This is a genomic window from Gilliamella sp. BG1 (assembly GCF_046635625.1).
Classification (GTDB): domain Bacteria; phylum Pseudomonadota; class Gammaproteobacteria; order Enterobacterales; family Orbaceae; genus Gilliamella; species Gilliamella bombi.
The window spans coordinates 58,567-85,429 of record NZ_JBIDFG010000008.1 but is presented as its reverse complement, the minus strand read 5'-3'; the positions used below and the strand labels follow the sequence as shown (position 1 = coordinate 85,429).

The window sequence follows — 26,863 nt, the reverse complement described above, 5'->3', positions numbered from 1 at the left end:
GGGCATCACAATGATAAATACTGATATCGAAACAGAACTTTTTGCACGTCGAGAAAAATTACTAGCTCAAATGATACCAAATAGTGTTGCACTTTTTTTTGCTGCTCCAGAAATGACGAGGAGTAATGACACCCACTACCCATATCGACAAAATAGCGACTTTTGGTATTTTACACTTTTTTCTGAACCAGAAGCGGTATTTGCAGTAGTTAAACAAAAAGATAATACAACTAAATACATATTATTTAATCGCCCAAAAGATACGCTAGCAGAGACTTGGACAGGTTACCGTTTAGGTCAAGATGCCGCATTAAAGACGGTTTTTGTTGATGAAGCTTATATATTTGATGAGATTGAAAAAGTATTACCTGATTTATTAAATGGCAAAACGGCGGTTTATCATGCTGACCAACAGTATCAATATGCCGATAGCATTGTAAATCGCACAATGAATACTCTGCGACAAGGGAGTAGATTAAATCTTTATGCACCAAACAGCACGATCGATTGGCGACCGATAGTTCATCAAATGCGCATGTTTAAATCAGATTTTGAAATAAAAATATTGCGCAAGGCTTGCAAAATCAGCGCACAATCTCACGTTCGAGCAATGCAAAGATGTAAACCGAATATGTATGAGTATCAACTAGAAGCTGAAATCTTGCATGAATTTGCGTGGCATGGCGCACGAGCACCATCTTATAACACTATTGTTGGTAGTGGTAATAATGGATGTATACTACATTATGAAAATAATAGTCAGCAGTTAAAAGATGGCGATTTAGTTTTAATTGATGCGGGTTGTGAATATCAGTACTATGCAGGCGATATAACTCGCACTTTTCCTATCAATGGCAAATTTAACCAAGCTCAACTTGAAATTTATAACATCGTTTTAGCATCACAATATCAAGCCATTAAATTATTTAAACCGGGCACTTCAATTATGGAAGTCAATAATCAAGTTATAAGAACGATGGTAGAAGGTTTAGTAAAACTCGGAATTATGCAAGGTGATGTTGATAGCTTAATTTCTAATAAAGCTTATACACAATATTACATGCACGGTTTAGGCCATTGGTTAGGTATTGATGTACATGATGTTGGTAGTGGACGAGATCGAATTTTAGAGCCAGGAATGGTATTGACCGTTGAACCAGGGCTTTATATTAATCAAGAATCAGATGTGCCTGCACAATATAAAGGTATCGGTATTCGGATCGAAGATAACATTTTAATTACTGACACAGGAAATGAAGTTCTGACAGGTGATGTTCCAAAAGATCCAGCTAAAATTGAAAAATTAATGGAAAATAAATTTACTCATTAATTGTGTCGTTACCGTAATTTTTAAAATAAAAATTACGGTTTTTTGTTTTCATCTACCTAATTATTAATCCAACTTAATTGATTTATCACGATTAAAAATAATTCTAATTTTTAGGTCTTTTGCTGGAATTGGTTTGTACTTCCAAGTTTTCATGGCATTTATTACCGAACGATTAAATATATTATTAGGATTTGCTTCAACAATGCGAATATTTTCAACTTGCCCATCGCTGTTAACATCAAACATTGCTACCACATAGCCTTCTAAGCGCATATCAAGCGCTCGGCGTGGATACTCAGGTTGATTCCGTCTAATTGGAGAAGGATTACCTGAATATTGGCGATTATCTGAAAGTTTGGGTGCAACAGAGGTATTTGCCAAATTATCACTAACCACTTCTTGCCTAACTTGTTTATGAGAAGCTTTTTGGACTGGCCTGCGCTTTTTTTTCGGCTTTTTCTCTTTTTTTACTACAACTTCCTTTTGGGGCTCAACTGTTGATTTATTAGATATTTTTTCGAGAATAGATTCAGGATTTTCTTCCTTAACTACTTCAGGTTCAACAACAGGATCAACTGGTTTTTCTTCAATTTGTTTGTTATCGATCAGTTCACTATTTTCCGCACCTTGAATTTCAGGGGTATTTTCAACTAATGATTGTTCAGGGGCGGCAAATTGCGATAGATCGACCATAATAGCTTTAATCGCATTATCGCCTTCATCAACAGCAACATTTTTAGCAAACAAGGCAGAACTAAAGAGCAAAGCAAATAAGATAAGATGCGACAATACAGAAACTGATGTACATACATAGGTATTTTTAGGTTTTTTTTTAATTGGACTCAAAGGGGCCTTAGTATCATCGAGATCTATATCAAAGTTAATCTTCATAATAATAATCATATTTAACTTAATGACAGTTATTCTAAATGAAAATGCTTATCATTTGTAGTATTATTTTAAAATAAGATGGATGATACCTTGTTGCATAAAGATATTTATCAGATAATAGAAAATAAATATCTATTATTTGTAGTGGTTAGGCTGATGAATACTCCATCAATGAATCAAATACTCGATCTTGTTAAAAATGATTTAGTCAAAGTAAATGAGGCAATACAGGCAGAACTAACTTCTGATGTGGCTTTAATTAATCAATTAGGCAATTACATCATTAGTAGTGGTGGCAAACGTATACGTCCTGTTATCGCATTATTAATAGCCAAAGCACTCAACTACCAAGGCGATAAACATATTATCACTGCTGCTTTTATTGAATTCATTCATACCGCCACCTTATTGCATGATGATGTTGTTGACGAATCCGATTTACGCCGAGGCAAATCAACCGCTAATGCACTTTTTGGCAATGCCGCGAGCGTATTAGTTGGCGATTATATTTACACACGCTCTTTTCAAATGATGGTACGTACAGAATCGTTTAAAGTATTGACGATCATGTCGGCTGCAACCAATGTAATAGCTGAAGGTGAAGTACAACAGTTGATTAATTGTAACGATCCAGATATCACAAAAGAACAATATTTAGATGTAATTTATCGAAAAACGGCACGTCTATTTGAAGCAACATCGCATTCTGCTGCTGTCCTAGCTGGAGCTAGTGAGGAGCAAGAACTCGCCCTACAAGAATATGGAAAATATTTAGGCACAGCCTTTCAAATCATTGATGATCTACTCGATTATAGCGCTGATAGCAACCAAAAATTAGGTAAAAATTTAGGGGACGATCTTAACGAAGGCAAGCCCACTCTACCGCTTTTACATGCTATGCACCACACAAAAAACGCCCAAGATGCGGCATTAATACGCCAAGCAATAGAGCAAGGTAATGGTCGACAATTATTAGATCGTATTTTAAACATCATGGACGAATGTGGTTCGCTAGATTTTACGTTACAAACAGCTCAAAAAGAAGCGCAAAAAGCCTTTGATGTTATCGCAATTTTACCTGATTCGCCTTATAAACAAGCGTTACAAGATCTTGCCTTATTGTCAGTAAAAAGAGAAAACTAACTAGCCAATAAATCAATTAAATATATGCTTTTTATACTCAAACACATAGTTTCCTGAAACTTTTTGTCATTAGTTTCATATACAATAACTTTAATTTAAGGTAATTATTTATGCTTAAAAGGTTTTGGCCTGTTTTGTTAATTTTTATCTCGATGATTTCAGTGCAAGGCAGTGCCTCAATAGCCAAATATCTGTTTCCTGTATTAGGGCCTGAAGGGATGACAGCTTGGCGATTATTTTTTTCAGCAATTATGCTAATTTTAATATTCAAGCCGTGGCGTAAAACACTGACAAAACAAGCATTAAAATACATTTTTTTATACGGTATTTCAATTGGTTGTATGAATTTAGCGTTTTACAATGCAATCGCAAGAATTCCGCTAGGTATTGCAGTTGCCATTGAACTCACAGGGCCAATTATGGTGGCGATGTGCTCCTCGCGTAAAGTACTTGATTTTATTTGGTTAGGTGTTGCTATTATTGGCTTGGCTATGCTTTTACCCATTGAACAAGCTTCAAGCAATTTAGATCCCAAGGGTATTTTATTTGCGCTATTAGCTGGAAGTGGTTGGGCGTGTTACATCTTATTTGGACGCAAAGCCAGCACTATTTATGGCTCAGCCAGCGTAGCGATTGGATCAGTCATTGCTTCGTGCTTTTTATTTCCTATTGGAATTTGGCAAAGTGGCAGTACCATGTTTTCGTTGGAATTGCTCCCAATGGTTTTTCTGGTCTCATTATTGGCATCAGCAATCCCTTATGGATTAGACATGATTGCACTACCAAAATTACCAGCACAAACATTTAGTACATTAATGAGCTTATCGCCTGTTTTTGCCGCGCTTTCTGGATTCATTGTTTTGCATGAACAACTAACCCACTACCAGTGGTTAGCCATTATTTTTATTATTACCTCATCAATAGGTACAGTGCTAACTATGAGTCGCCCAGTAAAAATAAAATCGAGTAAACCAAACAATTAAACAATTAAAACCACTATCGCACTATTTATTGGATAGTGGTTTATAAGTGCGATAGTGGTTGTACGGCAAGCTATAGTTAACAGTTACTAAGTACTCAGATATAACTCATTTAATTGAAAATTTAGTATTAATGACTTAACGAGGAGGTAATCCCATACCACCGCCCATTAATCCTTTCATTTGGCGCATCATCTTCATCATGCCGCCACCTTTCATCTTTTTCATCATCTTTTGCATATCTTCAAACTGTTTTAACAGCTTGTTGACATCTTGAACCTGAGTTCCCGAACCGTTGGCAATACGGCGTTTACGAGAACCTTTAATGATTTCAGGATTAGCACGCTCTTTTAATGTCATTGAACCAATGATTGCCTCCATTTTGATGGTAATTTTATCATCCATCTGTGCTTTAATATGATCAGGAAGTTGACCAACACCAGGTAATTTAGCTAACAAAGCCCCCATTCCGCCCATATTACGCATCTGTTTTAACTGATCTTGGAAATCGTTAAAATCAAATTTATCACCTTTTTTTAGCTTCTTGGCAATTTTTTCTGCTTTTTCGCGATCGACGTTGCTTTGTAATTCTTCAATTAAAGATAGCACATCGCCCATCCCTAAAATACGTGAAGCAATGCGATCAGGATAAAATGGCTCTAAAGCGTCTGTCTTTTCACCCATTCCTAAAAATTTAATTGGCTTACCGGTAATGTGGCGAATTGATAACGCTGCACCACCACGAGCATCCCCGTCAACTTTTGTTAAAATTACACCAGTAAGCGGTAATGCATCATTAAACGCTTTAGCGGTATTAGCGGCATCTTGCCCTGTCATAGCATCGACCACAAATAGCGTTTCAATTGGATTGACAGCATGATGGAGCGCTTTGATTTCATCCATCATATCGCTATCAACATGCAAACGGCCTGCAGTATCAACAATTAACACATCAAAAAATTGCAATTTAGCATGCGAAATAGCTTTATTAACAATATTGACTGGCTTTTCAGCAATATCAGATGGAAAAACTTCAACATCAATAGCTTTAGCTAATGTTTCTAGCTGTTTAATCGCAGCAGGGCGATAAACATCGGCAGAAACAACCAACACTTTCTTTTTATGTTTTTCTTTTAAAAATTTAGCTAGCTTAGCAACGCTCGTTGTTTTACCTGCCCCTTGCAAACCTGCCATTAAAATCACTGCGGGTGGTTGAGTTGCCAAATTGAGCGAACTATTAACCTCACCCATAGCAGTTGTTAATTCTGCCTGAACTATTTTGATAAATTCTTGACCTGGGGTTAAGCTCTTATTGACATCTAATCCAACAGCCTTTTCTTTAACTTGATTAATAAATTCACGAACTACGGGTAGTGCAACATCGGCCTCAAGTAGTGCCATACGAACATCGCGCAATGCATCTTTGATATTATCTTCAGATAATCGTCCTCGACCACTAATATTGCGGAATGTCTGTGATAAACGGTCGGTTAAATTCTCGAACATATTAACTCTCGTAATAAATGAAAAATTGCCATTATCATATCAGAAAATTTCAATAAGTCCCACGATCATAATTTTGCACTGACTTGACACAAAATTGTGTTCCTGTTGAAATGAGGAAAGAGAAAAAGACGATTATTAATAATTACAAAACAGAATAGTTTAGACTAAAAAGGAGAAAATCGGACATGGCAAAAGTAATTAGTACTGATAAAGCGCCAGCAGCTATTGGGCCTTATGTTCAAGCAGTAGATTTAGGTAATATGTTATTTGCCTCAGGACAAATTCCATTAGATCCAACAACTGGTGAAATGCCAACTTGTGTTAAAGAGCAAGCCAAACAGAGTTTAGCGAATGTTAAAGCGATCATCACTGCGGCTGGCTATCAAGTAAGTAATATCGTTAAAACGACTATTTTCTTATCCGATATCAATGACTTTGCTACGGTAAATGCAGTATACGAAGCCTTTTTTATTGAAAATAATGCATCTTTCCCTGCACGTTCTTGCGTACAAGTAGCTCGAATTCCCAAAGATGCCAAAGTCGAAATCGAAGTTATTGCCGCTAAATAAATTTGCTTATCAGATTAGCACCAATGGGTGCTAATTTTTGTCAAAAAGTTTCAGGTAACTATGTGTTTCAGTATAAAATTAATATAAAAACATGACTTTTTGGGTTATTTTGTTCTTTATTCATCTTATTAAAAAACGGCAATTTTCCAACCAAAAATCAACTTAATTATTTGCTATTAAACTATTATTTAATGATTGATCGCCAATAGAGTTGGTGCAATAATCTACAATTATTTATTATTATTATTTGTACCAATTGGATTGTAAAAATGTTTGAAAAAGTAGAGCCGTACCCAGGGGACCCCATCTTATCACTAGTAACTGAATTTATTAATGATAGTCGAGACAACAAAATAAATTTAAGTATTGGTTATTATTATGATGAAAATAGCATAGTGCCTCAATTACAATGTATTAAAACGGCGCGTGATTATATCTATCATCACAACCAAGATGCTCAATTGTATTTACCCATGAGTGGCCTACCAGCTTATTGCCAAGCGATCCAATCTTTATTATTTGGTGAAGATCATTCGGCCTCTAAAGATAAACGTATCGCAACGATACAAACCTTAGGCGGATCGGGGGCTCTTAAAATAGGTGCTGATTTTTTATTTCGCTATTTCCCAAATTCACAAGTATGGGTCAGCGATCCAACTTGGGAAAATCACATCGCCATTTTTAATGGTGCAGGTTTTAAAGTAAACCAATATCCTTACTTTGATGAACAAACATGTGGCGTAAAATTTGAAGCAATGCTTGAAACATTAAATCAACTACCAGCTAAAAGCATAGTCTTACTACACCCTTGTTGCCATAACCCAACTGGCGCTGATCTAACGCAAGCACAGTGGGATAAAGTAATAGCAGTTTTACAAGCACGAGATCTCATTCCATTTATGGATATTGCTTATCAAGGCTTTGGCAATGGTATTGAACAAGACGTTTATGCGATTCGAAAAATGGCAGATGCAGGATTGTGTGGATTTGTTAGTAACTCATTTTCGAAAACATTTTCACTTTATGGTGAACGAGTGGGAGGATTATCCGTTTTATGTGATAACAGCCAGATCGCTAACCGTGTGTTAGGACAGTTACAAGCAACGGTTCGCCAAAATTATTCAACCCCAGCGGCATATGGCGTGCAGTTAGTGAGTTATGTTTTAAATAATTCAGAACTTAAAGCGCAATGGTTAAAAGAAGTCGACTCCATGAGAACGCGCATCGTAACCATGCGATCAACTCTAGTTGAATTATTAAAAAAAGCGGCACCTGATTGTCATTTTGATTATTTAGTAAAACAGCAGGGCATGTTTAGTTATACCGGTTTTAGTAAAGAGCAAGTTACACAATTAAAAGATAATTTTGCTATTTATTTGGTGGGTAGCGGAAGAATGTGTGTAGCGGGTTTAAATCACCATAATATCGAACGTGTGGCAGAAGCATTTGCTGCACTAAAACAATCATGTTAATAAAGGAGTGTATTTTTATGTTCCATAAAATGTTAATGTTAATATTAGGTATAGCAATGGCGACTTTAGTTGTTGGATGTAACACCGTAAAAGGTGTTGGTCAAGATGTCGAATCAGGTGGAAAAGCCATTTCACATACAGCCGAAAAAGTGAGTGATAAAATGTAACTAAGGTTATCTATGTCTAGCAAAATATCCATTTTTTAACTATTTTTAGAGTAAAATATTTTGTATTTTATATTTTTACTTGTTGGGTGCGGTTCGTTAAATTTACGAATTGCACCTTTAATTATGGAAAATTGCCAATATTCAAACCTATCGAATTTTTATTAAATACATCACCTAGCATATACTTGAAATAATCCTTTTGATAAATCAGAAGGTTATTAGCAATCCTAAAAAAACGCAAAAACTAGCCAAGTATTTTTTTTATAGTTATAATCAAAACCAATTCAGTTCACTTAGTGAACTAATAAAAAACCAAATAAAACAAATGATTAATTGACAGGCGGAATATTATGTTGTATAATTTTAAACACCAAACACCAAACACCAACACTGGCAAACCTATCTCTTAAATTTATCAAATAACGCCCTTAGGCAATTTTTTACGCTTTCCTCGTTTATATTCTCGAAGTTATCACTTAAATTATTATCGGCATTATTGCCGAAATTATCTCAAAAAGCCGTGCTAGTATTAGCATTATTATTGTCGTCTTCATGGAATTTACAGGCATCAATAAGTAAAATTGAACGATCGGGTAATCGTAGTGATGCAATAATTATTCCGTCGCCAGTTATCAATTACGCAAGGCCGAGTCTACGATTTGGCGGTGGGGTTCTTGACGATTTTCACGATAGCGACTATCTGGCAGGTCCAGCTGAAATATGGAATCCATATAAGGGATTCTTAGTTCAAATTAACCCGATGTTATACAGTCAAAATTTTCCGACAACGGGTGCTGATGGGTTATATTTTGATTTATTGATAGACGGATATGAAGGGGAATTGATATGGGAACCTGTCACACATGAGGGAATAACAGCAACAGTGACGAGTGTTGTTGCTGATGAGTGGTGGATGACTACTCCTGCCGATAAAGGAAAAGTTGTAGCACGTGTTAAGTTAACCGGGCCAATGGCAAATAATAGTCAGAAACAGTCAACAGATCCAGGTAAAATTACTGTGCCAAATTTACCACAGACATTTGAGCTAGTGGGTAGGGATAGTTCAGGTAGTGAAGTTGTAAAATATGGATTTGTTTTGCAGAAATGGTTTGTCAGTGGAGGGCCTAATAAACTCGAAACTCTTCCTAATCAAGTAAGTTGGTGTAGTAGTTTAGGTTATCGACTTATTAAAGTAAAAGATGTCACTAACGCAGTTTGTTTCAATTTTAACTCAGGACCTTGGTGTAAAGGCGCTGTTGGCGCTACGCCGTCCTCAAATGGTAATTATTATCAGCGTCGAATAGGCGCGGGGTTTATTGCAGAGTGGGGGGTACTCTCAGTTTATGGCGCAGGATTTAGAGAAGGGTTTCACTGGACGAGTGACGAAAGTGATGGCCACAGGTACCAGCTCATTGTGTGGCCACGCTTTGGTGATATAGGCGGCTATGATTATCCTGCTTCTCTATATGTGATTTGTGTTACACCTTAGTTTTTAGCCATTAATCCTAATAGAAAGCTACCCTATCATAAGATGAGTGTTAAACCAATAAAGCTGCGCTTTTGTGATTAGATAGCAAAAGCGCTTTTTTGAAATAAAAAATCTTTTGAGTAAGCGCTGAATTGGCTAAAAATACTCAGATAGAATGCTTGTTTTCCTAAGTCTTTCTACATTTTTATGCTTTTATCCAGTCCTGTTGCCATTTTCTTAGTTTTTGTTTGTCTATTTTATATTTACCTTGTTTTTATTAATTAGAGTCGTTCAAAAAATAGGTAAATACACAAATTTAACAGGGGATAAATTTGTAGTATAAGACAAGCCGTGTTACAAAATTGCCAAATCGTTTATATCGCTATTGATTCTTTAGCTAAAGACAGAGATAATCCTTTGCTAATTGAATCTAACGATTTATCGATTATTAAACAGGTACAAAAATGATCAAGGAAAAAGAACTTAAAGGATTAGGCGGTTGGCTAATTTTAGTTGGTATTGAATTATTTTTTTGTTTTATTTTTATTGGATATGTTACCTTTTCTAGACTAAATGCGATTGATTTTATCGACGTATGGACACAATTATTGGATCCCTACTCGAAAATGCACACAATTCATTTGGGTCTGTTTATTTTAGGTGACATGGGTCTAAATTGTTTATTATTGCTTTTAAACGCTTATATTATATTTTTATATTTTACTAAAAGTTATAAATTTCCTAACTTTTTTATTATATTTAGTAGCAGTTTTATTGTTTTTAAGCTAATTCAAAGATGTTGGTATCTTTTTATCGTGTTACCATTTGAAGTTAAATTTGAGTTTTCTTTTATAAAAGATATTGTGATAGCAATCATTTATACCAGTATTTGGATTGCTTATGTGTTAAAGTCAGTTCGAGTCAAAAATACATTTGTTAATGGTCGCCATAGTGAAGTTACTCATAGCGACATAATTAGTTAATTTGTTTTAAGGAAATAAAATGACATCAAATTTAGACAATTCAGTAAATGGAAAAGTAACAAAAGCGGTTATCCCTGTTGCCGGTTTGGGTACTCGTATGTTACCAGCAACTAAAGCTATTCCAAAAGAGATGCTCCCCGTTGTTGACAAGCCACTTATTCAATATGTAGTTAAAGAGTGTATTGCCGCAGGCATAACTGAAATTATATTTGTTACGCACTCATCAAAAAACTCAATTGAAAACCATTTCGATACCAGTTTTGAATTAGAAGCCATGTTAGAGGCGCGTGTTAAACGTCAATTATTGCAAGAAGTACAAGGCATTTTACCTAAAAATGTTACCATAACTAGCGTCCGCCAAGGTTTGGCAAAAGGGCTTGGTCATGCGGTATTATGTGCTTATCCTTTAGTTGGTGATGAACCATTTGCTGTTGTTTTACCTGATGTGATTATCGATGAATACGAAAGTGACCTTACCAACGATAATTTAGCTGCAATGATCAAAAATTACCATGAAACCAAACATAGCCAAATCATGGTAGAGCCCGTGCCAAAAGAATTAGTTTCTTCTTACGGTATTGTTGATTGTCGTGGTCAAGAGCTATCTGCGGGTAATGTTGCACAAATGTACAGCGTAGTTGAAAAACCATCAGTTGAAGAAGCACCATCAAACCAATCCGTTGTTGGACGTTATGTTCTATCTGAAAAAATCTGGCCTCTACTTGCCAAAACTCCATTAGGTGCTGGCGGCGAAATTCAATTGACCGACGCAATTGCCATGTTACTTAAAGAAGATCGTGTTGATGCCTATTGCATAAAAGGTCGTAGTCATGACTGCGGTAATAAACTTGGCTATGTACAAACATTTGTACAATACGCAATGCGACATAAAAGCTTAGGTAGCGATGTTAAAGCTTGGTTAAAAACGCTTTAATTTTTGATTTAGGTTAGCTAGGTTTCGAATGTTTTGACCTTTTGTGGAAATAATTAACATCAGTGACAACATCCGAAACCAATACACTGCCCCCTCTAAGCCTGCAATAACCGTTAGGTTTATTTAAAAATAAAAATTTAAATAAAATCAATAGTTTACCTGAACAATTTTAGAGCAAGAAACACGCTTATAGCACTACAATGTTAATCAGCCAGCCTTATCACAGCATCAAAATATGCCGATAACGAAGTAAAGCTAGTACGCTAAACTAGGTTGTTGGGCGTGTTTGTGTTTTAGATGTTATCAGCAATATTAATCATTCCGCAAAATACAAAAAATTATAAAACTAACAGCTTATTTTAATTAGAAAATTCACCTATCTATAAAGACAAATCGTTTTTATATTTACATTTCTTTACAAAAAATTCCGCTAAAAAACTAGCCAACTATTTTATAAATGGTTATACTTTCGCCGTTATAGGAAAACAAGCTTATTAAATAAGCAAATAATTATAAAAATCTAAATAAAATAAATAATTAATTAATAGGTAAACCATAATGCATTATCATTCTAGGTACAAGCACCGGCAAACTTATGTCTTAAATTTATCAAATAATCCTATTCGACGAGTTTTTGCACGAAACTCATTTATATCATCGAAATTATCCACAAAACTATCTTTAAAAATCCCATTGGCATTAGCGCCGTTGTTGTTATTGCCGTACTCCTTAGAATCGCAGGCATTATCGGCTACTACTTTTAATTACATTCAGGGTACTGCACCTTATTTAACCTTTGATGGCGGTGTTACTAAAGTGACTAAAACAGAGGATTTATTAGGTATTAAGTTATCGGATGGTCGAACATTCGCACCGCAAGATAATCCTTCATCACCAACCTCGCCAATCGAGTTATCTAATGTAGGGGATACCTTGGCTGATATTGAAATGATAGTCCCGCCATCAAGCGACTCAATAAATATAAATGATTTAGTGACACAAGGTAAATGGAGAGACGATGATGGAGATGGACAGGGAGCAAGTGAAATTACTGCATCAGGAAGTATATCGTTATCAATAACGGATAAAGATGGCAATACCATTAATCGTAGTGATGCATTAGATATATGTAATGCACCTTATAAGGTAACTTTAAGTAGTACTGGAGGGAATTTAGCTACGCAGTATGGTGAGCCAAGAAGTAGTACTTTTAGTGGAGGAACAGCGGAGTATTATATCACTTTACCGTCACAGCCCGTTATTTGTGCGGTCAGGCCAAATCTAAATAACGGTACAGGCGATTATGCAGGTCCACCTAGCATGTGGAATCCAGCAAAGGGTTTTTTAGTTCAGTCAACAAATCCATCATCTTACGGTTTAAATTTTCCAACAACAGGTGCAGATAGATTGTATTTTGATTTGGATATAGTTGGGATAGATGCAAGTCAGTTGAGTTGGTCTGTTACCACATATGGTGGTAGTGGTGATATAACAGCAACGGTGAATTGGGTTTACTCAAACACGCGGGTAACATTGAATGGTCCTAAAGCTGATAGTACTCAGATGAATTCAGATAATCCAAGTCCACTTAGACGTCCTTCTTTGCCACAGACATTTGAGTTGGTTGGTAGGGATAGTCAAGGTAATGAGGTTCGTTATGGATTTGTGTTGAGGCAGTGGTTCGTTGATCGGGGAATTCGAGGAGATAGCCTTTCTAATCAAAGCACATGGTGTAATAGTTTGGGTTATCGTTTGTCACGGGTAAGGGATTTAACCAATGCGGTTTGTTCTGGTTGGGGCATGAATAGTTACGCTCCTTGTACTGGTGCAGTAGGTGCCACGCCGTCGTCTAGTGGTAATGGTTACATGCGTCATATAGGAGCAGGTTTTTTCACGGAGTGGGGCTACTTGCGCAACTATATTGGTGCGGGCTTCTTCAATAACACCTGTTGGACAAGCGACACGATCGGTAGCAATGGCTTCTTTGTTCCCTCGTCCGGCGGCTCCGTCGGCGGCACTGGCGCTTCTTCCTACGCCTTCGGTGCTGTTTGCACCACACCTTAGTTTTTAGCGTTTAGTTCTTAATCCTTAGGGCGCGGAAGGTGGTTATGGTGCCAGAGAGGAAAATATAAAAAAGAATAAAGCCCCAGCGCAAGTGTTGGGGCGCTGAGCAGGCAAAGTTTGTGAGCCTTGAGCTTTAATGGCAGAAAACCAAAATAGCACCTCGACCGATACGCCTTAAAAGCTTGCGCTTTTGCTATTAACTGGTTGTTATTAACAAGTTGTTATTAATAGCTATTATCAAATAACAAAAACGCTTTCCTTAAAAAGCCAAATTCAACGTAATAAAAAAATAGCTAGCCTATAATTGTTTGATTTCATTTAAAAATAAAAAATTTAATAAAATCAATGGTCTACCTGAGCAATTTTAGAGTAAAAAACAACGCCTAATTCCTTTGCACAAAAAAAATCAGACATTATGTCTGATTTTTTTACTTTTTATCACGACAATATTTAAAAATCTAAATTCGCCGCTTTAAGGGCATTTTCTTCAATAAATAGTCGGCGTGGTTCAACTTCATCCCCCATTAATGTGGTAAATAATTGATCCGCTTCAATTGCATCTTTTATGGTGACTTGCAACATGCGACGACTGGTTGGATCCATTGTGGTTTCCCATAACTGTTCTGGGTTCATTTCACCTAGTCCTTTATAACGCTGAATAGTTAATCCACGACGTGATTCTTTAATTAACCAATCAACAGCTTCATCAAAAGATTCTACGGGTTGTTTGCGTTCTCCACGTTGAATAAAGGCGCTGTCTTCAAGTAGATCTTTTAATTGTGCACCAAGGTGGCAGATATTACGGTATTCATTACTATGGATGAATACTTGATCTAATGGATAATGAGTATCTACACCATGAGTTTTTACTTTAATGATTGGCACATATAGTTGTGCTTTTTCATTATATTCAGCTGAATAAAGGTAGCTGCTACCATGTTGTTCTTTATTTGATAGTTTTTCAACAAGGGTTTTTGCCCAATTTTCGGCTTGTTGTTGGTTTTGTAAAATACTTTCGTTTAATACATTATGATAAACTAATTCCGATAGCAACGCTTTTGGATAGCGACGTTCCATTTTTGTAATAAGTTTTTCGACTTTTTGATATTCAGCAATTAGTTTTTCTAATGCTTCGCCTGCAAGTGCAGGAGCATGGTCATTGACATGTAACGATGCATCTTCAAGCGCTAAGGCAATTTGAAATTGCGTCATTGCCTCATCATCTTTGATATATTGTTCTTGCTTGCCTTTTTTGACTTTGTATAAAGGTGGCTGTGCAATATAAACATAACCTCGCTCAATGATTTCTGGCATTTGTCGGTAGAAGAATGTTAATAATAATGTTCGAATATGCGAGCCATCAACGTCGGCATCGGTCATGATAATAATGCTGTGGTAACGCATTTTGTCTGGGTTATATTCATCACGGCCAATTCCACAACCTAATGCGGTAATTAGTGTTCCGACTTCTTGAGATGAGAGCATTTTGTCAAAACGGGCTTTTTCAACATTTAAAATTTTACCTTTAAGCGGTAAGATTGCTTGATTTTTGCGGTTGCGTCCCTGTTTTGCTGACCCCCCCGCAGAGTCCCCTTCCACTAAGTATAATTCAGATAAAGCTGGGTCTTTTTCTTGGCAATCAGCAAGTTTACCTGGTAATCCGCCTAAGTCTAAGGCGCCTTTTCGACGTGTCATTTCGCGCGCTTTACGGGCGGCTTCTCGTGCTCTTGCAGCATCGATGATTTTTCCGACAACAATTTTGGCATCACTTGGGTTTTCAAGTAGATATTCTGTTAACTTTTCGCCCATTACGGATTCAACGGCGGATTTTACTTCTGATGATACCAATTTGTCTTTGGTTTGTGATGAGAATTTTGGGTCAGGTACTTTAACTGATACTACCGCAATTAAACCCTCACGAGCATCATCACCCGTGGCGCTGATTTTGGCTTTTTTGCTGTATCCTTCAGCTTCCATATAGTTGTTTAATGTGCGCGTCATTGCTCCACGGAAACCCGCCAAGTGAGTACCGCCATCTCGTTGTGGAATGTTGTTAGTAAAGCAATAGATGTTTTCTTGGTAACCATCGTTCCATTGTAGTGCTACTTCAACACCAATACCGTCTTTTTCTGTGCTGAAGTAAAATATTTTAGGATGAATAGGATTTTTATTTTTGTTTAAGTATTCAACAAACGCTTGAATGCCACCTTCGTAGTGGTAATGTTCATTTTTGCCTGTGCGCTCATCAAGTAATCTTATTGATACGCCTGAGTTTAAGAATGATAATTCTCGTAGTCGTTTTGCTAATATTTCGTAGACAAACTCAATATTGGTAAATGTTTCTGGGCTTGGCCAGAAGCGTACATAGGTGCCAGATTCAGATGTTTCGCCAATTACTTTTAGTGGCTCTTGCGGTACACCTAAGTTATAAACTTGTTGGTGGATTTTTCCATCACGATAAATAACTAATTCTAATTTATCTGATAAGGCGTTAACAACTGAAACACCTACACCATGCAAACCACCAGATACTTTGTAAGAATTATCATCAAATTTACCGCCAGCATGCAATACGGTCATGATAACTTCTGCTGCTGAAATACCTTCTTCTTCATGAATACCTGTTGGAATACCGCGACCATCGTCACGTACAGAAACAGAATTATCAGGGTGGATTGTTACTTCAATATGGTGACAATATCCAGCTAATGCTTCATCTATGGCATTATCAACAACTTCAAAAACCATATGGTGAAGTCCTGTACCATCATCAGTATCACCAATATACATACCTGGACGTTTACGGACAGCATCAAGCCCTTTGAGTACTTTAATGCTAGAAGAATCATAAGAATTGGACATGGATTTCTCGACTTTTTTGATTGTTTATATCGTTCTGTATATTTACGAAATTATACCAGATTTTATGTGAAAAATCTTATCATTTTCATCGATCATATGGGTAATTTGCGATTGGTTAACTGCAGTTATGAATACTTGTGAATTAGCTTGTTTTAAACGTTTGGCTAACAATTCGCGTTTATTGTTATCTAATTCAGATGCAAAATCATCAAGTAGGTAGATACAAGCTTGGGTATTTTGCTTAGAGTAATATTCACCTTGAGATAAACGTAATGCGCACATTAATAATTTTAATTGACCACGTGATAACAGATCTTCAACTGGAATGTTATCAACACGTAATCGAATATCTGCTTTATGTGGTCCGGCTGATGTGTAGTTAAGGAGTTTGTCTCGTTCATACTGTTTGCGTAATATTTCAGCATAATCAGTACCATGCTCCCAACCTTGGTAATATTGGCAATTAAGTTGGTATTCGGGTAAAAAATCATGGCAAGTTTGTATAATTTCAGGAAAAATATGTTGTGAGTAGTTTTCTCTAATGTGGCTAATTTTTTCAGCGATGGGTGCAAGTTCTTTGTCCCAAGGTAATAATTGATTATAACTATGGGATTGCTTTAATAATGCATTGCGTTGTTTAAATAAACGCTTTAAATTATTCCATAAATGAACAAATTCAGGGTGATGATGAAAACATCCCCAATCAATAAATGCTCGGCGATATTTAGGTCCACCAGTCAATAAATCAAATCCTTCAGGTGTGATTAGTTGAATGGGTAATAATTTGGCTAAATCGGTTAATCGATAACCTTCATCTCCATCTATTCTGATTTTATTATCATTATTACGCGATTTAGCAAGCCCAATTGAGTGATTTTGTTGATTGGCTGTGTTTAGTTCGCTGAATAATACTAGTTCTGGCTGTTCGTGTTGAATAATTCGATTAGATTGAGTGTGTCTAAATGCACGACCATGACCAAGCATATAAATAGCTTCAAGTAAGCTCGTTTTTCCACTCCCGTTATCGCCAACAATGAAGTTGAAATGTGGCGATAAAGTTAGCTGTGCATAACTAATATTACGAAAATGATGAACTTTGATTTTTGAAAGAGTCATATGCTTTAAATTATTCCGGACGAAGCCGGAATATTAAGTAAGATTGGATTATAAGCGCATTGGCATAACAACATAAGTTGCTGTTTGATTATTGATATCTTCTATTTGTACACTTGATGTTGCATCGGTTAATAATAGTTGTACGCTATCACATTTCAATGTATTTAATATATCAAGTAGATAGGTTACATTGAAGCCAATTTCAAGCTCTGCGGATTCATATTTTACGTCAATAACTTCTTCTGCTTCTTCTTGTTCTGGGTTGTTTGCTGTAATCTTTATTTGATTGTTATGGACATAAAGTCGAATACCACGGAATTTTTCATTAGATAAGATCGCAACTCTTGATAGGGCGTTTCTGAGTTCTTCGCAAGATACTTCAAGTGGTTTATCTGGGTTGCGTGGCAATACTCGTTTGTAGTCAGGGAATCTTCCATCAATGAGTTTTGATGTGAAAGTGAAATCACCAAGATTAACCCGTAAGTTATTATTACCAATTTGCATATTGATTAATTCTTCGTTATCACTAACCAGTTTTGCAAGCTCTAGTACCCCTTTTCTTGGTAAAATGACAGAATGATTAGTTTTAGTATCTTGTTCAATAGGTTGTGAGCATAAAGCTAATCGATGTCCATCTGTTGCAACTGATTTTAGTAAACCATCTTCAATTTCAAATAACATGCCATTTAGGTAATATCTTACGTCTTGATTCGCCATTGAAAATTGTACCGCATCAATAAGGCGTTTAATGGTTTTTTGTGGAACTGAAAGTTCAACATCACTTTGCCAATTTTCTAAATTTGGAAAATCGGTAGCTGGTAGTGTTGATAATGAAAATTTACTACGTCCTGATTGAATCATCAATCGGTTATCGTCAACGCTTATCGAAATTTTGGCATCATTAGGTAAGTTTCGACAGATATCAAGAAACTTTCTTGCTGGCACGGTTGTTGCACCTGGTTCACTCGGTTCAACTAATGGTAGATGAGATATCATCTCTATTTCAAGATCAGTTCCTGTCATCGATAGCGTGTTATCACTCACTTGTAATAATAAATTCCCCAAAATTGGTAGTGTAGGGCGACTACTTAATGGTGCACTTACAAGTTGTAATGGCTTTATTAGTTTTTCACGATCTATAATAAATTTCATAGTATTGATTCTTTTTAAGTTGATAATGTTCGAATTAAATTGGAGTAATCTTCTTTAATGTTATTACTTTCTTCTTTTAACTCTGCGATCTTTCTACATGCATGTAATACAGTCGTGTGATCTCTTCCACCAAAGCCGTCACCGATTTCAGGTAGGCTTTTATTGGTGAGCTCTTTGGCAAGCGCCATTGCTACTTGCCGTGGTCTTGCCACAGAACGAGAACGACGTTTAGAAAGTAAATCTGATACTTTAATTTTATAATATTCGGCAACTGTCTTTTGTATATTTTCAATGGTGACAAGTTTTTCTTGTAAAGCGAGTAAATCTTTTAAGGCATCTTTAACAAAATCAATGGTAATGGCCTTACCAGTAAAATTAGCATTAGCGATAACCCGATTAAGAGCACCTTCTAATTCACGAACATTAGAGCGTAATCGTTTAGCAATAAAAAAAGCGACTTCTTCAGGTAATTTAATATGATTTTCCTCGGCTTTTTTCATTAAAATTGCAACCCGTGTTTCTAGTTCTGGTGGCTCAATTGCAATGGTTAGTCCCCAACCAAAACGTGATTTTAGTCGGTCTTCAACGCCATTAATTTCTTTAGGATAGCGATCTGACGTTAAAATAATTTGCTGATTACCTTCTAATAAAGAGTTAAAGGTATGGAAAAATTCTTCTTGAGATCGCTCTTTATTTGCAAAAAACTGAATGTCATCGATAAGTAAAGCATCAACAGAACGGTAGTAATTTTTAAATTCTTCGATAGCGTTATTTTGTAGTGCTTTGACCATGTCTTGCACAAAGCGCTCGGAATGCATGTAAACAACTTTGGCGTTGGCTTTTTTTGCCATTATTTGATTGCCAACTGCATGTAATAAATGCGTTTTACCTAAACCGGTGGAACCATATAAGAATAGTGGATTATAAGCTTTTCCTGGATTTTCAGCTACTTGTTTTGCAGCCGCAACAGCAAGTTGGTTTGATTTACCCTCAACAAAACTATTAAAAGTGTGCTTATGGTTAATACCTGAATGATACACATGATTATTATTGGTTTCTTTTGTTGTTTTCCATGCAGGAACAACCTCTGCTTTCTTTTGGTTATTTTGTTCTTTTTTATCTGCGGATACGGTTGAACCAACTTCAAGAAATAATTTTAGAGAATCGTCATTAATTAGTTTATTTAATAGTTGAGAAATAGTAGTTAAATATTTATTTCTTACCCAATCTAGGACAAATCTATTGGGCGCATAGATATAGAGTTTATTATCAACCATTTCCGCTTGCAACGGGCGAATCCATAAGTTGAATTCTGTTGTGGGGATTTCTTCTTGTAATTGAGAAAGGCAATCTTGCCAAATAGCGGTAGGCACGGCAACTCCTTTAACTTTGCTTACTAACAATATCGTGAAGTATTATAATCTTTTTTGTGGATAATTTGTAGATCTAAGGTAATATTTAATTTAGTTGTTAACAATAAAAATAAGAAAAACCCGGCTTATAACCGGGTCTTAATGAAGTATCTAAATAACAAAAAATTAATTTGTTTCATTAGTTACTTGAACTTCTTTCTCGTTAAGTGCTTTAACTTCAATTTCAACACGACGATCTGGAGCTAAACAAGCTTTTAAGCTAGCACCACGAAGAGCATTACATTTTGTACCAGTAACTGGTTGAGATTTACCCACACCACGAGCACTAATTAGGTTAGAAGGAACACCTTTAGCAATTAAATATTTCATTACTGAGTTAGCACGTTGTTCTGATAGTTTTTGGTTATAACTAACTGAACCGATACGGTCAGTATGACCAATTACTACGATAGCGCTTTCAGTTGGGTTAAGTTTAACAAGATTTGTTAGTAAGTTGTCTAATGCTTGGCGACCTTCTTCTTTTAAGTCAGCTTTCGCATAAGCAAATAGCACATCTTCATTTAATACATAGCGGTTTACTTCAGTTTTTAATTCAACTGGTGCTGGAGTAGCTGGTGAACCTAAACGATAAGTAATACCCAAGCTTACAGTACCTGCGTCTGGAGTTGCTTTGCTTTTAGTATGAATATGTTGAACATATTGGTATTCTAAACGAGTAGAGAAGTCTTCGTCTAAACGATAGTCAAGACCTAATGCATAAACTGGAGATAGGTCAGTTTTTGTGCCACCACGTCCGTATCTTTCTTTAATATCATTCTTCCATTTAGCAATAGTAACCATGCCTCCAGCACGACCATAAATATCTAGATCGCCAATGATAGGGTAGCTTAATTTACCGGTTAATGAAACGCCTTGTGCAGAAAGTTTACTATTACCCGCTTTAGTCTTATCATCAGTCCAAGTTCTTTTATATTTAGCAGAACCTAACCAATCATAACCTAACTCAAATGCTAAATATGGGTTTGCTTGGAAGCCAAGGAAAGCGCCACCAGCAACATTGCTACGATTTGAAGTTTTAATACCAACTTCATCTTTATCAAAGCCACGAACTTTATGTGCATCTAATCGATAAAGCTCTGACCAACCTAATTTAGCACCTGTATAAAAAGTGTTGTCTTCGTATGCTGCGTTAGCTGCAGTAGCTGTTAAACTTGCAACTGCGATTGCTAGAGCTAGAGTAGTTTTTTTCATTTTATTGCCTCAACTTATATGTTGTTATAGACGATGTTTAGTTTCTTTTATTGTTTAAAATTCATTTAAATTAAAAAGAACAATACTTATTTTTATATAATTATGTTACCCATAATCTGTTGTCAAGTATAGCATAGATAATAGGCAAATCTATAGTTATTGCAGTTACAATAAAAAAAATTTAGATAATTTTATCAAATAATTTTGTTAATTGTTATGTAAAAGTCATTAATAGTATTTGCTAATGCATTAGCCATAATAAAAAAGTCAGCTTCTAATCGCTTATTAAATTCATCTGAACCGATATCTTCGTTTTCATCCAAAATAGCAGAATCAAACTTAATTCGTTTAAATGTTAAGTCACTATTAACAATAAAGCTAACGCCTCTTTCATCAATAATTTTAATTTTAGTGATCCATTTCCCTGAATCGAAATGGACACGCATTTCATCACTGGTGATTTCTTGATTTTTACAGCTAATAATTCCATTTCCTTCAAGAGGATCTTTTAGTTCGGCTTGATCGCCTAATAAAAATGGTGGGAATTTTAGGTTTTCCTTAGCCCATGAGGTCATAACCTGTTCAAGTGGTTTATCAATCGATAAAGGGGTTAAAGCGAGTGAGCCAAGCTCTTTACGTAAAATCGCTAAGATATCTTCTGATTGTTTAAAGCTACTACAGTCAACAATAATGCGTTTATTATGCGTATCTAACCATAACCAATAATGATTATATTTACTAAAAGCCCTTGGCATTAGATCTATCATAACTTCATCTTTTAAAGTCGCCTTTTCGTTTTTAGTTAGTTTTCTGCTTAGTGCTTGTTCTTGTTTATCGATTTTTTCTAATAAAGCTTGTTTTATTACGGGTGCTGGTAATATTTTTGTTTCTTTTTTGAACCGTAATAATAAATGCCCTTGCATATCAACTATAAAATCATCTTGGTTATTATCATGATAAGGCGAAACCCAACCCATTTTTGTGGTGTCTAAATTACCACATGGAGTAAAAGGGTGAGACTTTAGCGCTTTTTCTATTGGATCTTTATTAAGTAACGTGTCGCTATTAAGTTGGTAAATTATGGCATTTTTAAACCAAAGCATACTTTTCTATTTCCTGCATTTTGTGATAAAGGGTTATCATTGTTTAAATAAGTAACAGCTTATAGAGAATAATAAGCTGTCATTATTTGGTTATTGAGTATAAATGTATATTTATCAGAAGCTATAAGATACGCCCATATAAATCGAGGTTACCGTGCTATTGTCCACCATTGGGCTATCTGCCACATCACCAGTTAATTTGTCAATATGAACACCACCAAATGTCGCAATATTTGGGGTTAATGAATATTGTGCAGCTAATTCAGCATAAGGTGTCAATGACGCATCAGCATTAAAGTATCGTAATCCTGAACGAGAGGTTTCTTTATGTGAAACACCATAATAATAATCATTGTGCTTATTATTAGCCCAATTTATACCGATGGTGGGCGCAACAATCAAATTGCCTTGCATGTAAGGAATGGTATAATCAGCATTTACTAAAATACTATTACTTTCATTTAATACATCAGTTCCTACACTACTGGAAAAACTTCCCCAATTGGTATCAATAGAATACTCGATTTCTGCAAGTAATGTTGAATGGCGGCTATCAAGTAGTCTTAATTGGTGGTTATCTGAATCATGTGGCTTAAATTCGTTAGATAAATAACGTGCGCCAATAGACACGCTTTGATTGTCCTGATTATAAGCATAAATACCAGCTGACAAGTCATCGATAAAAAACAGACCATTATCATAATCAATATGAGGAATAGGGTAATAATTAGCACTATAACTTTTATACGGTGAATTAGTCCGACCCACACCAACCCCGATAGAGGTAGTGTCAGCTAATGCAATTTGGGTAACTCCTAAAGTTATTATTGATAAAATAGATAGTGTACAAAATGTTTTTTTCATTTTTCATACCCATATATAAAAGGTGATCACCTGTCGTTATTTATACTAATTTTATATCTTATTGATGGTTAGTTTTGTCGTCACACAATCTATACATTAATTGTACATTGTAACAAACAAATTTCCTGAATAATAATGCCACATTTTATCATGTTTGAATATCAATTAGTGAGACAACTTATGAGTAAACCAACTTTAGAAATGATTAATAGCCGTCCTGATGATGCTACTTTGTTAGCAGATGAGGCAAAATATTGTTCTTTCGGTGATACAGTGCATTATGTAGAACCACCAAAAATTTTTGATGGTTGTGAAGGTAGTTATATGTATGACAAAGAAGGCAAAGCTTTCCTTGATCTGCAAATGTGGTATTCTGCATGTAACTTCGGTTATGCCAATGAGCGTTTAAATAATGTTCTTAAAAAGCAAATTGATACCTTACCACAATGTGCTAGCCAATATTTACACCCAACTAAAATTGAATTAGCTAAAACTATTGCTCAAGGTATGGAAAAGCGATTTGGTTATGAAGGGCGGGTACATTTCAATGTAGGTGGTTCACAGTGTATTGAAGACTCTTTAAAAGTTGTTCGTAATGCTACTGGTGGTAAATCATTAATGTTCGCTTTCCAAGGTGGATACCATGGCCGAACTCTAGGTGCTTCATCAATTACATCAAGTTATCGTTATCGTCGTCGCTATGGTCATTTTGGTGATCGTGCTATGTTTGTTCCATTCCCATATCCTTTCCGTCGTCCAAAAGGCATGACAGCGGAGGAGTATGGTGAACATCTAGTCGCAGAATTTGCGCGTTTATTTGAAACTGAATACCACGGTGTTTGGGATCCAAAAGTTGGGCAAGCTGAATATGCAGCGTTCTATGCTGAACCTTTACAGGCAACAGGTGGTTATATTGTTCCTCCTCGTAATTACTTTAAAGGACTTAAAAAAGTTTTAGATCAGTATGGTATTTTATTGGTGGTTGATGAAATCCAAATGGGCTTTTATCGTACAGGTAAACTTTGGTCAATTGAACACTTTGATGTTAAACCTGATGTTGTTGTTTTTGCTAAAGCATTAACTAATGGTCTTAATCCACTAGGTGGTTTATGGGCGCGTGAAGAATTAATCAATCCTCAAGTATTCCCAGTTGGCTCAACCCACTCAACTTTTGCATCAAATCCATTAGGTACAGCTGTTGGTCTTGAAGTATTAAAAATGACTTCTGAAACAGATTACGAAAAAATGGTAATGGATAGTGGTGCTTATTTCCTTGAGGGTTTAAAAACACTTGAGAAGAAACATAAAGAAATTGGTGAAGTTGATGGTTTAGGCTTGGCACTTCGCGCAGAAATTTGTACAGAAGATGGCTTTACGGCTAATAAAGCCTTAGTTGACAAAATGGTTGATATTGGTATGTCAGGTGATCTTGATTGGAAAGGTACCAAAATGGGATTAGTGCTTGATATTGGTGGTTACTATAAAAATGTGATTACTTTTGCACCATCATTACACATTTCACGTCAGGAAATTGATCAAGGTATTGAACTTCTAGATCAGTTAATTACCCGAGCGAAAAAAGAACTTTAATTGTTTGATCTTCATAATCCCGTCAATGTCTATTGGCGGGATTATGTGTTACAGCTAATCATAGATTTACCTTATGAAATACCTTAATCAGTTAGAACCTAATGAATTAATAGACAATTTTTTAGCCCATCCTCCGCAAGATTTTTCAGCATGGCTGAGCGAAGATGGTGTGCCTATTTTTTCTGCTAAGTTTGATCTTCTTACTACTGCAGATGATGATTTCAGGCATAAAGTTCAGAAACTTCCTTTTTATAATAAATGGCGGCGTTATTTACAACCTCATACTTGTTTTGTTGGTGCTACTGTTTCGGAATATGCATTATTAACTGATAACGTTGATGCGAATCAATTGGCTGAACACCTCAAAGCAGCTTATGCTAAGCAGTATCCTTTTTTTATTGTTAAAGATATTCCTGTTGCGTCTCCTTTACTAAACGAAAAAGACAACCATTATTCAATGGATTTTATTTCGTCATTAAAAGAAAATGGTTTTATCGAAGTTGAAGGGCAGGCATTAGCTTGGGTTCCGATTGATTTTGCAAATATGGACGAGGTTTTTTTACAGTTTTCTTATAGCCGACGTAAAAATTTTAGAAGAAAATTAAGATCACGTGAAAAATTAAATATTAATGTTTTGCATAGTGGTGATGATTGTTTTTTTAATGATACTGTTCTAGATGAGTATTATCAATTGTATCTTAATGTTTATCAGCAAAGTGAAATACATTTTGACTTATTGGCCAAACCATTTTTCACCCAACTATTACAATGTAAAACCCAAAATGCACATATAGTGACTTATCACTATAATGATAGGTTGGTGGGGTTCAATATTTGTTTTGTTGTTAATAATATGCTAGTTGATAAATATATCGGTATGGTTTATCCGCAGGCAAGGGAACTTAATCTCTATTTTGTAAGTTGGTTTGTTAATCTTGAATATGCTTTACAGCAAGGTTTTAGTCACTATATTGCAGGTTGGACTGATCCCGAAGTAAAAGCTTCGTTAGGTGCAAAATTCACCTTTACTAAACATCTTGTCTATATTCGCAACCCATTATTAAGAACCGTATTGCGTAGATTCATTGGTCATTTTGAAAGTGACAAGGAGAAAGTAACATGACATGTCCTATTATTCTCAATTTTGATAGAAGTGTTGGTGAAATTTATCATGCTAAAACGATTGATTTTACCCAATGGCAAGATGCGATTCGTTTTGGTTGTACTAAGAAAAAATTTCACCAATTTAAAAATGTGTTACAGCAATCTTTACCTGAAAACCATGGTACGGTATTAATGGGTAGCGGTGATTATCACCATATTTCATTATTACTGATTGAAAATCTAGCTAAACAATATTCTGCCGAAAATCCAATTCAAGTCGTGATTTTTGATAATCATCCAGACAATATGCGATATTTGTTTGGTATTCATTGTGGCTCATGGGTTAGTTATGTGGCAAGTTTGCCTTTTGTTAGTCATGTACATGTACTTGGTATTACGTCTCATGATATTGGGCTTTCTCATTTTTGGGAAAATAGATGGTCAGCGCTTTTTCATAAAAAGTTGACTTATTGGAGCTTGGAGGTCAATGTTGCATGGGCAAAAAAAATTGGTTTAGGACACGCTTTTCGACATTTTGCAACACCAGATGATCTTATTGCGAGCTTTTTATCAGAACAGTATCACAGTGCACAACCCGTTTACTTATCGATTGATAAAGATGCATTGAGCGAAGATGTAATTCATACCAATTGGGATCAAGGTAAGCTACAAACATATCATATTCTTGATACTATATCATCAATAAAACCTAGAATTATTGGTAGTGATATTACGGGAGAGCTATCTATATGGCAGCCATCAAATTGGTTCAAACGTTTACTCAGTTCGCTCGATAAACAACCTACCATATCGCCAGATAAGCTTATCAATTGGCAACGAGAACAACATCAACTTAATTTAACCTTATTAAAGGCATTAGCAGTATAAACTGGCAAAAAAGTTTTAGGAAAGCAGGTATTTTAGGTATAAAGCCTTACCTA

22 protein-coding genes are annotated in these 26,863 nt (G+C 35.7%); 13 read left to right on the top strand and 9 right to left on the bottom strand.

The genetic code is table 11. The features are described from left to right. Positions 1 to 10: 10 nt before the first annotated feature. Complete coding sequence (pepP, locus tag ACGH80_RS05540; protein WP_411630667.1) at positions 11 to 1,330, top strand: Xaa-Pro aminopeptidase; 1,320 nt, start codon at positions 11 to 13, stop codon at positions 1,328 to 1,330. Between the two features lie 63 nt (positions 1,331 to 1,393). On the opposite strand, the gene ACGH80_RS05535 is transcribed toward pepP, so the two are convergent. Then, the gene (locus ACGH80_RS05535) at positions 1,394 to 2,221 is read right to left on the bottom strand and encodes a TonB family protein (protein ID WP_411630665.1); all 828 of its coding nucleotides are present in this window, start codon (positions 2,219 to 2,221) and stop codon (positions 1,394 to 1,396) included. 156 nt (positions 2,222 to 2,377) lie between these two features. On the opposite strand from ACGH80_RS05535, the gene ispB reads away from it, so the two are divergent. Both ispB and ACGH80_RS05525 read left to right on the top strand, forming a co-directional pair. Continuing rightward, positions 2,378 to 3,364: an octaprenyl diphosphate synthase gene (ispB, locus tag ACGH80_RS05530; RefSeq protein ID WP_174799337.1), complete on the top strand. Its 987-nt coding sequence runs from the start codon at positions 2,378 to 2,380 to the stop codon at positions 3,362 to 3,364. 110 nt (positions 3,365 to 3,474) lie between these two features. Further along, positions 3,475 to 4,347: an EamA family transporter gene (locus tag ACGH80_RS05525; RefSeq protein ID WP_085165999.1), complete on the top strand. Its 873-nt coding sequence runs from the start codon at positions 3,475 to 3,477 to the stop codon at positions 4,345 to 4,347. A 135-nt stretch (positions 4,348 to 4,482) separates the two neighbouring features. Here the strand turns inward: ACGH80_RS05525 and ffh are convergent, their stop codons facing one another. Then, entirely contained in the window at positions 4,483 to 5,850 is a 1,368-nt protein-coding gene (gene ffh / locus ACGH80_RS05520) for a signal recognition particle protein (RefSeq protein ID WP_034915314.1), read from the bottom strand. Between the two features lie 185 nt (positions 5,851 to 6,035). On the opposite strand from ffh, the gene ACGH80_RS05515 reads away from it, so the two are divergent. The 7 genes from ACGH80_RS05515 (at position 6,036) to ACGH80_RS05485 (ending at position 13,507) form a co-directional block, all read left to right on the top strand. Continuing rightward, positions 6,036 to 6,419, top strand: a complete 384-nt coding sequence (locus ACGH80_RS05515) for a RidA family protein (RefSeq protein ID WP_065575564.1) — start codon at positions 6,036 to 6,038, stop codon at positions 6,417 to 6,419. Between the two features lie 269 nt (positions 6,420 to 6,688). Further along, positions 6,689 to 7,891 (top strand): aromatic amino acid transaminase, encoded by a 1,203-nt coding sequence (locus tag ACGH80_RS05510; protein WP_411630664.1) that lies wholly within the window; start codon positions 6,689 to 6,691, stop codon positions 7,889 to 7,891. Positions 7,892 to 7,926: 35 nt separating this feature from the next. Beyond that, positions 7,927 to 8,058 carry an entericidin A/B family lipoprotein gene (locus ACGH80_RS05505; RefSeq protein ID WP_370738315.1) on the top strand — a complete coding sequence of 44 codons (132 nt, stop codon included), beginning with the start codon at positions 7,927 to 7,929 and terminating at the stop codon, positions 8,056 to 8,058. Positions 8,059 to 8,554: 496 nt separating this feature from the next. Next, entirely contained in the window at positions 8,555 to 9,547 is a 993-nt protein-coding gene (locus tag ACGH80_RS05500) for a hypothetical protein (protein WP_174799339.1), read from the top strand. A gap of 443 nt (positions 9,548 to 9,990) precedes the next feature. Next, positions 9,991 to 10,509, top strand: a complete 519-nt coding sequence (locus ACGH80_RS05495; protein WP_085165995.1) for a DUF2569 domain-containing protein — start codon at positions 9,991 to 9,993, stop codon at positions 10,507 to 10,509. Between the two features lie 19 nt (positions 10,510 to 10,528). Further along, positions 10,529 to 11,443, top strand: coding sequence for a UTP--glucose-1-phosphate uridylyltransferase GalU (gene galU / locus ACGH80_RS05490; RefSeq protein WP_174799340.1), 915 nt, complete (start codon positions 10,529 to 10,531; stop codon positions 11,441 to 11,443). Positions 11,444 to 12,001: 558 nt separating this feature from the next. Beyond that, complete coding sequence (locus ACGH80_RS05485; RefSeq protein ID WP_174799341.1) at positions 12,002 to 13,507, top strand: hypothetical protein; 1,506 nt, start codon at positions 12,002 to 12,004, stop codon at positions 13,505 to 13,507. Positions 13,508 to 13,957: 450 nt separating this feature from the next. Here ACGH80_RS05485 and gyrB read toward each other — a convergent pair whose 3' ends face one another. The 7 genes from gyrB to ACGH80_RS05450 all read right to left on the bottom strand — a co-directional run bounded on the left by gyrB (position 13,958) and on the right by ACGH80_RS05450 (position 23,228). Next, a complete protein-coding gene (gene gyrB, locus ACGH80_RS05480) occupies positions 13,958 to 16,369 on the bottom strand; it encodes a DNA topoisomerase (ATP-hydrolyzing) subunit B (protein ID WP_411630663.1) in 2,412 nt (803 codons plus the stop codon). Between the two features lie 42 nt (positions 16,370 to 16,411). Continuing rightward, positions 16,412 to 17,485 carry a DNA replication/repair protein RecF gene (gene recF / locus ACGH80_RS05475; protein WP_297224024.1) on the bottom strand — a complete coding sequence of 358 codons (1,074 nt, stop codon included), beginning with the start codon at positions 17,483 to 17,485 and terminating at the stop codon, positions 16,412 to 16,414. A gap of 48 nt (positions 17,486 to 17,533) precedes the next feature. Beyond that, positions 17,534 to 18,637, bottom strand: a complete 1,104-nt coding sequence (dnaN, locus tag ACGH80_RS05470) for a DNA polymerase III subunit beta (protein WP_085164491.1) — start codon at positions 18,635 to 18,637, stop codon at positions 17,534 to 17,536. Positions 18,638 to 18,651: 14 nt separating this feature from the next. Next, positions 18,652 to 20,010: a chromosomal replication initiator protein DnaA gene (gene dnaA, locus ACGH80_RS05465; protein ID WP_034914300.1), complete on the bottom strand. Its 1,359-nt coding sequence runs from the start codon at positions 20,008 to 20,010 to the stop codon at positions 18,652 to 18,654. A 165-nt stretch (positions 20,011 to 20,175) separates the two neighbouring features. Further along, positions 20,176 to 21,261 (bottom strand): porin OmpA, encoded by a 1,086-nt coding sequence (gene ompA / locus ACGH80_RS05460; RefSeq protein ID WP_174799344.1) that lies wholly within the window; start codon positions 21,259 to 21,261, stop codon positions 20,176 to 20,178. A 194-nt stretch (positions 21,262 to 21,455) separates the two neighbouring features. Further along, positions 21,456 to 22,364 (bottom strand): recombination-associated protein RdgC, encoded by a 909-nt coding sequence (locus tag ACGH80_RS05455; RefSeq protein ID WP_411630662.1) that lies wholly within the window; start codon positions 22,362 to 22,364, stop codon positions 21,456 to 21,458. A gap of 114 nt (positions 22,365 to 22,478) precedes the next feature. Then, entirely contained in the window at positions 22,479 to 23,228 is a 750-nt protein-coding gene (locus ACGH80_RS05450) for a MipA/OmpV family protein (RefSeq protein WP_085164497.1), read from the bottom strand. Positions 23,229 to 23,408: 180 nt separating this feature from the next. Between ACGH80_RS05450 and ACGH80_RS05445 the strand changes: the two genes are divergently transcribed. The 3 genes from ACGH80_RS05445 (at position 23,409) to ACGH80_RS05435 (ending at position 26,810) form a co-directional block, all read left to right on the top strand. Then, positions 23,409 to 24,818, top strand: a complete 1,410-nt coding sequence (locus tag ACGH80_RS05445) for an aspartate aminotransferase family protein (RefSeq protein ID WP_141671132.1) — start codon at positions 23,409 to 23,411, stop codon at positions 24,816 to 24,818. A gap of 73 nt (positions 24,819 to 24,891) precedes the next feature. After that, a complete protein-coding gene (locus ACGH80_RS05440; protein ID WP_174799346.1) occupies positions 24,892 to 25,941 on the top strand; it encodes a GNAT family N-acetyltransferase in 1,050 nt (349 codons plus the stop codon). Next, entirely contained in the window at positions 25,938 to 26,810 is an 873-nt protein-coding gene (locus ACGH80_RS05435; RefSeq protein WP_411630661.1) for an arginase family protein, read from the top strand. The genes ACGH80_RS05440 and ACGH80_RS05435 overlap by 4 nt, the downstream gene beginning before the upstream one ends. Positions 26,811 to 26,863: the final 53 nt, after the last annotated feature.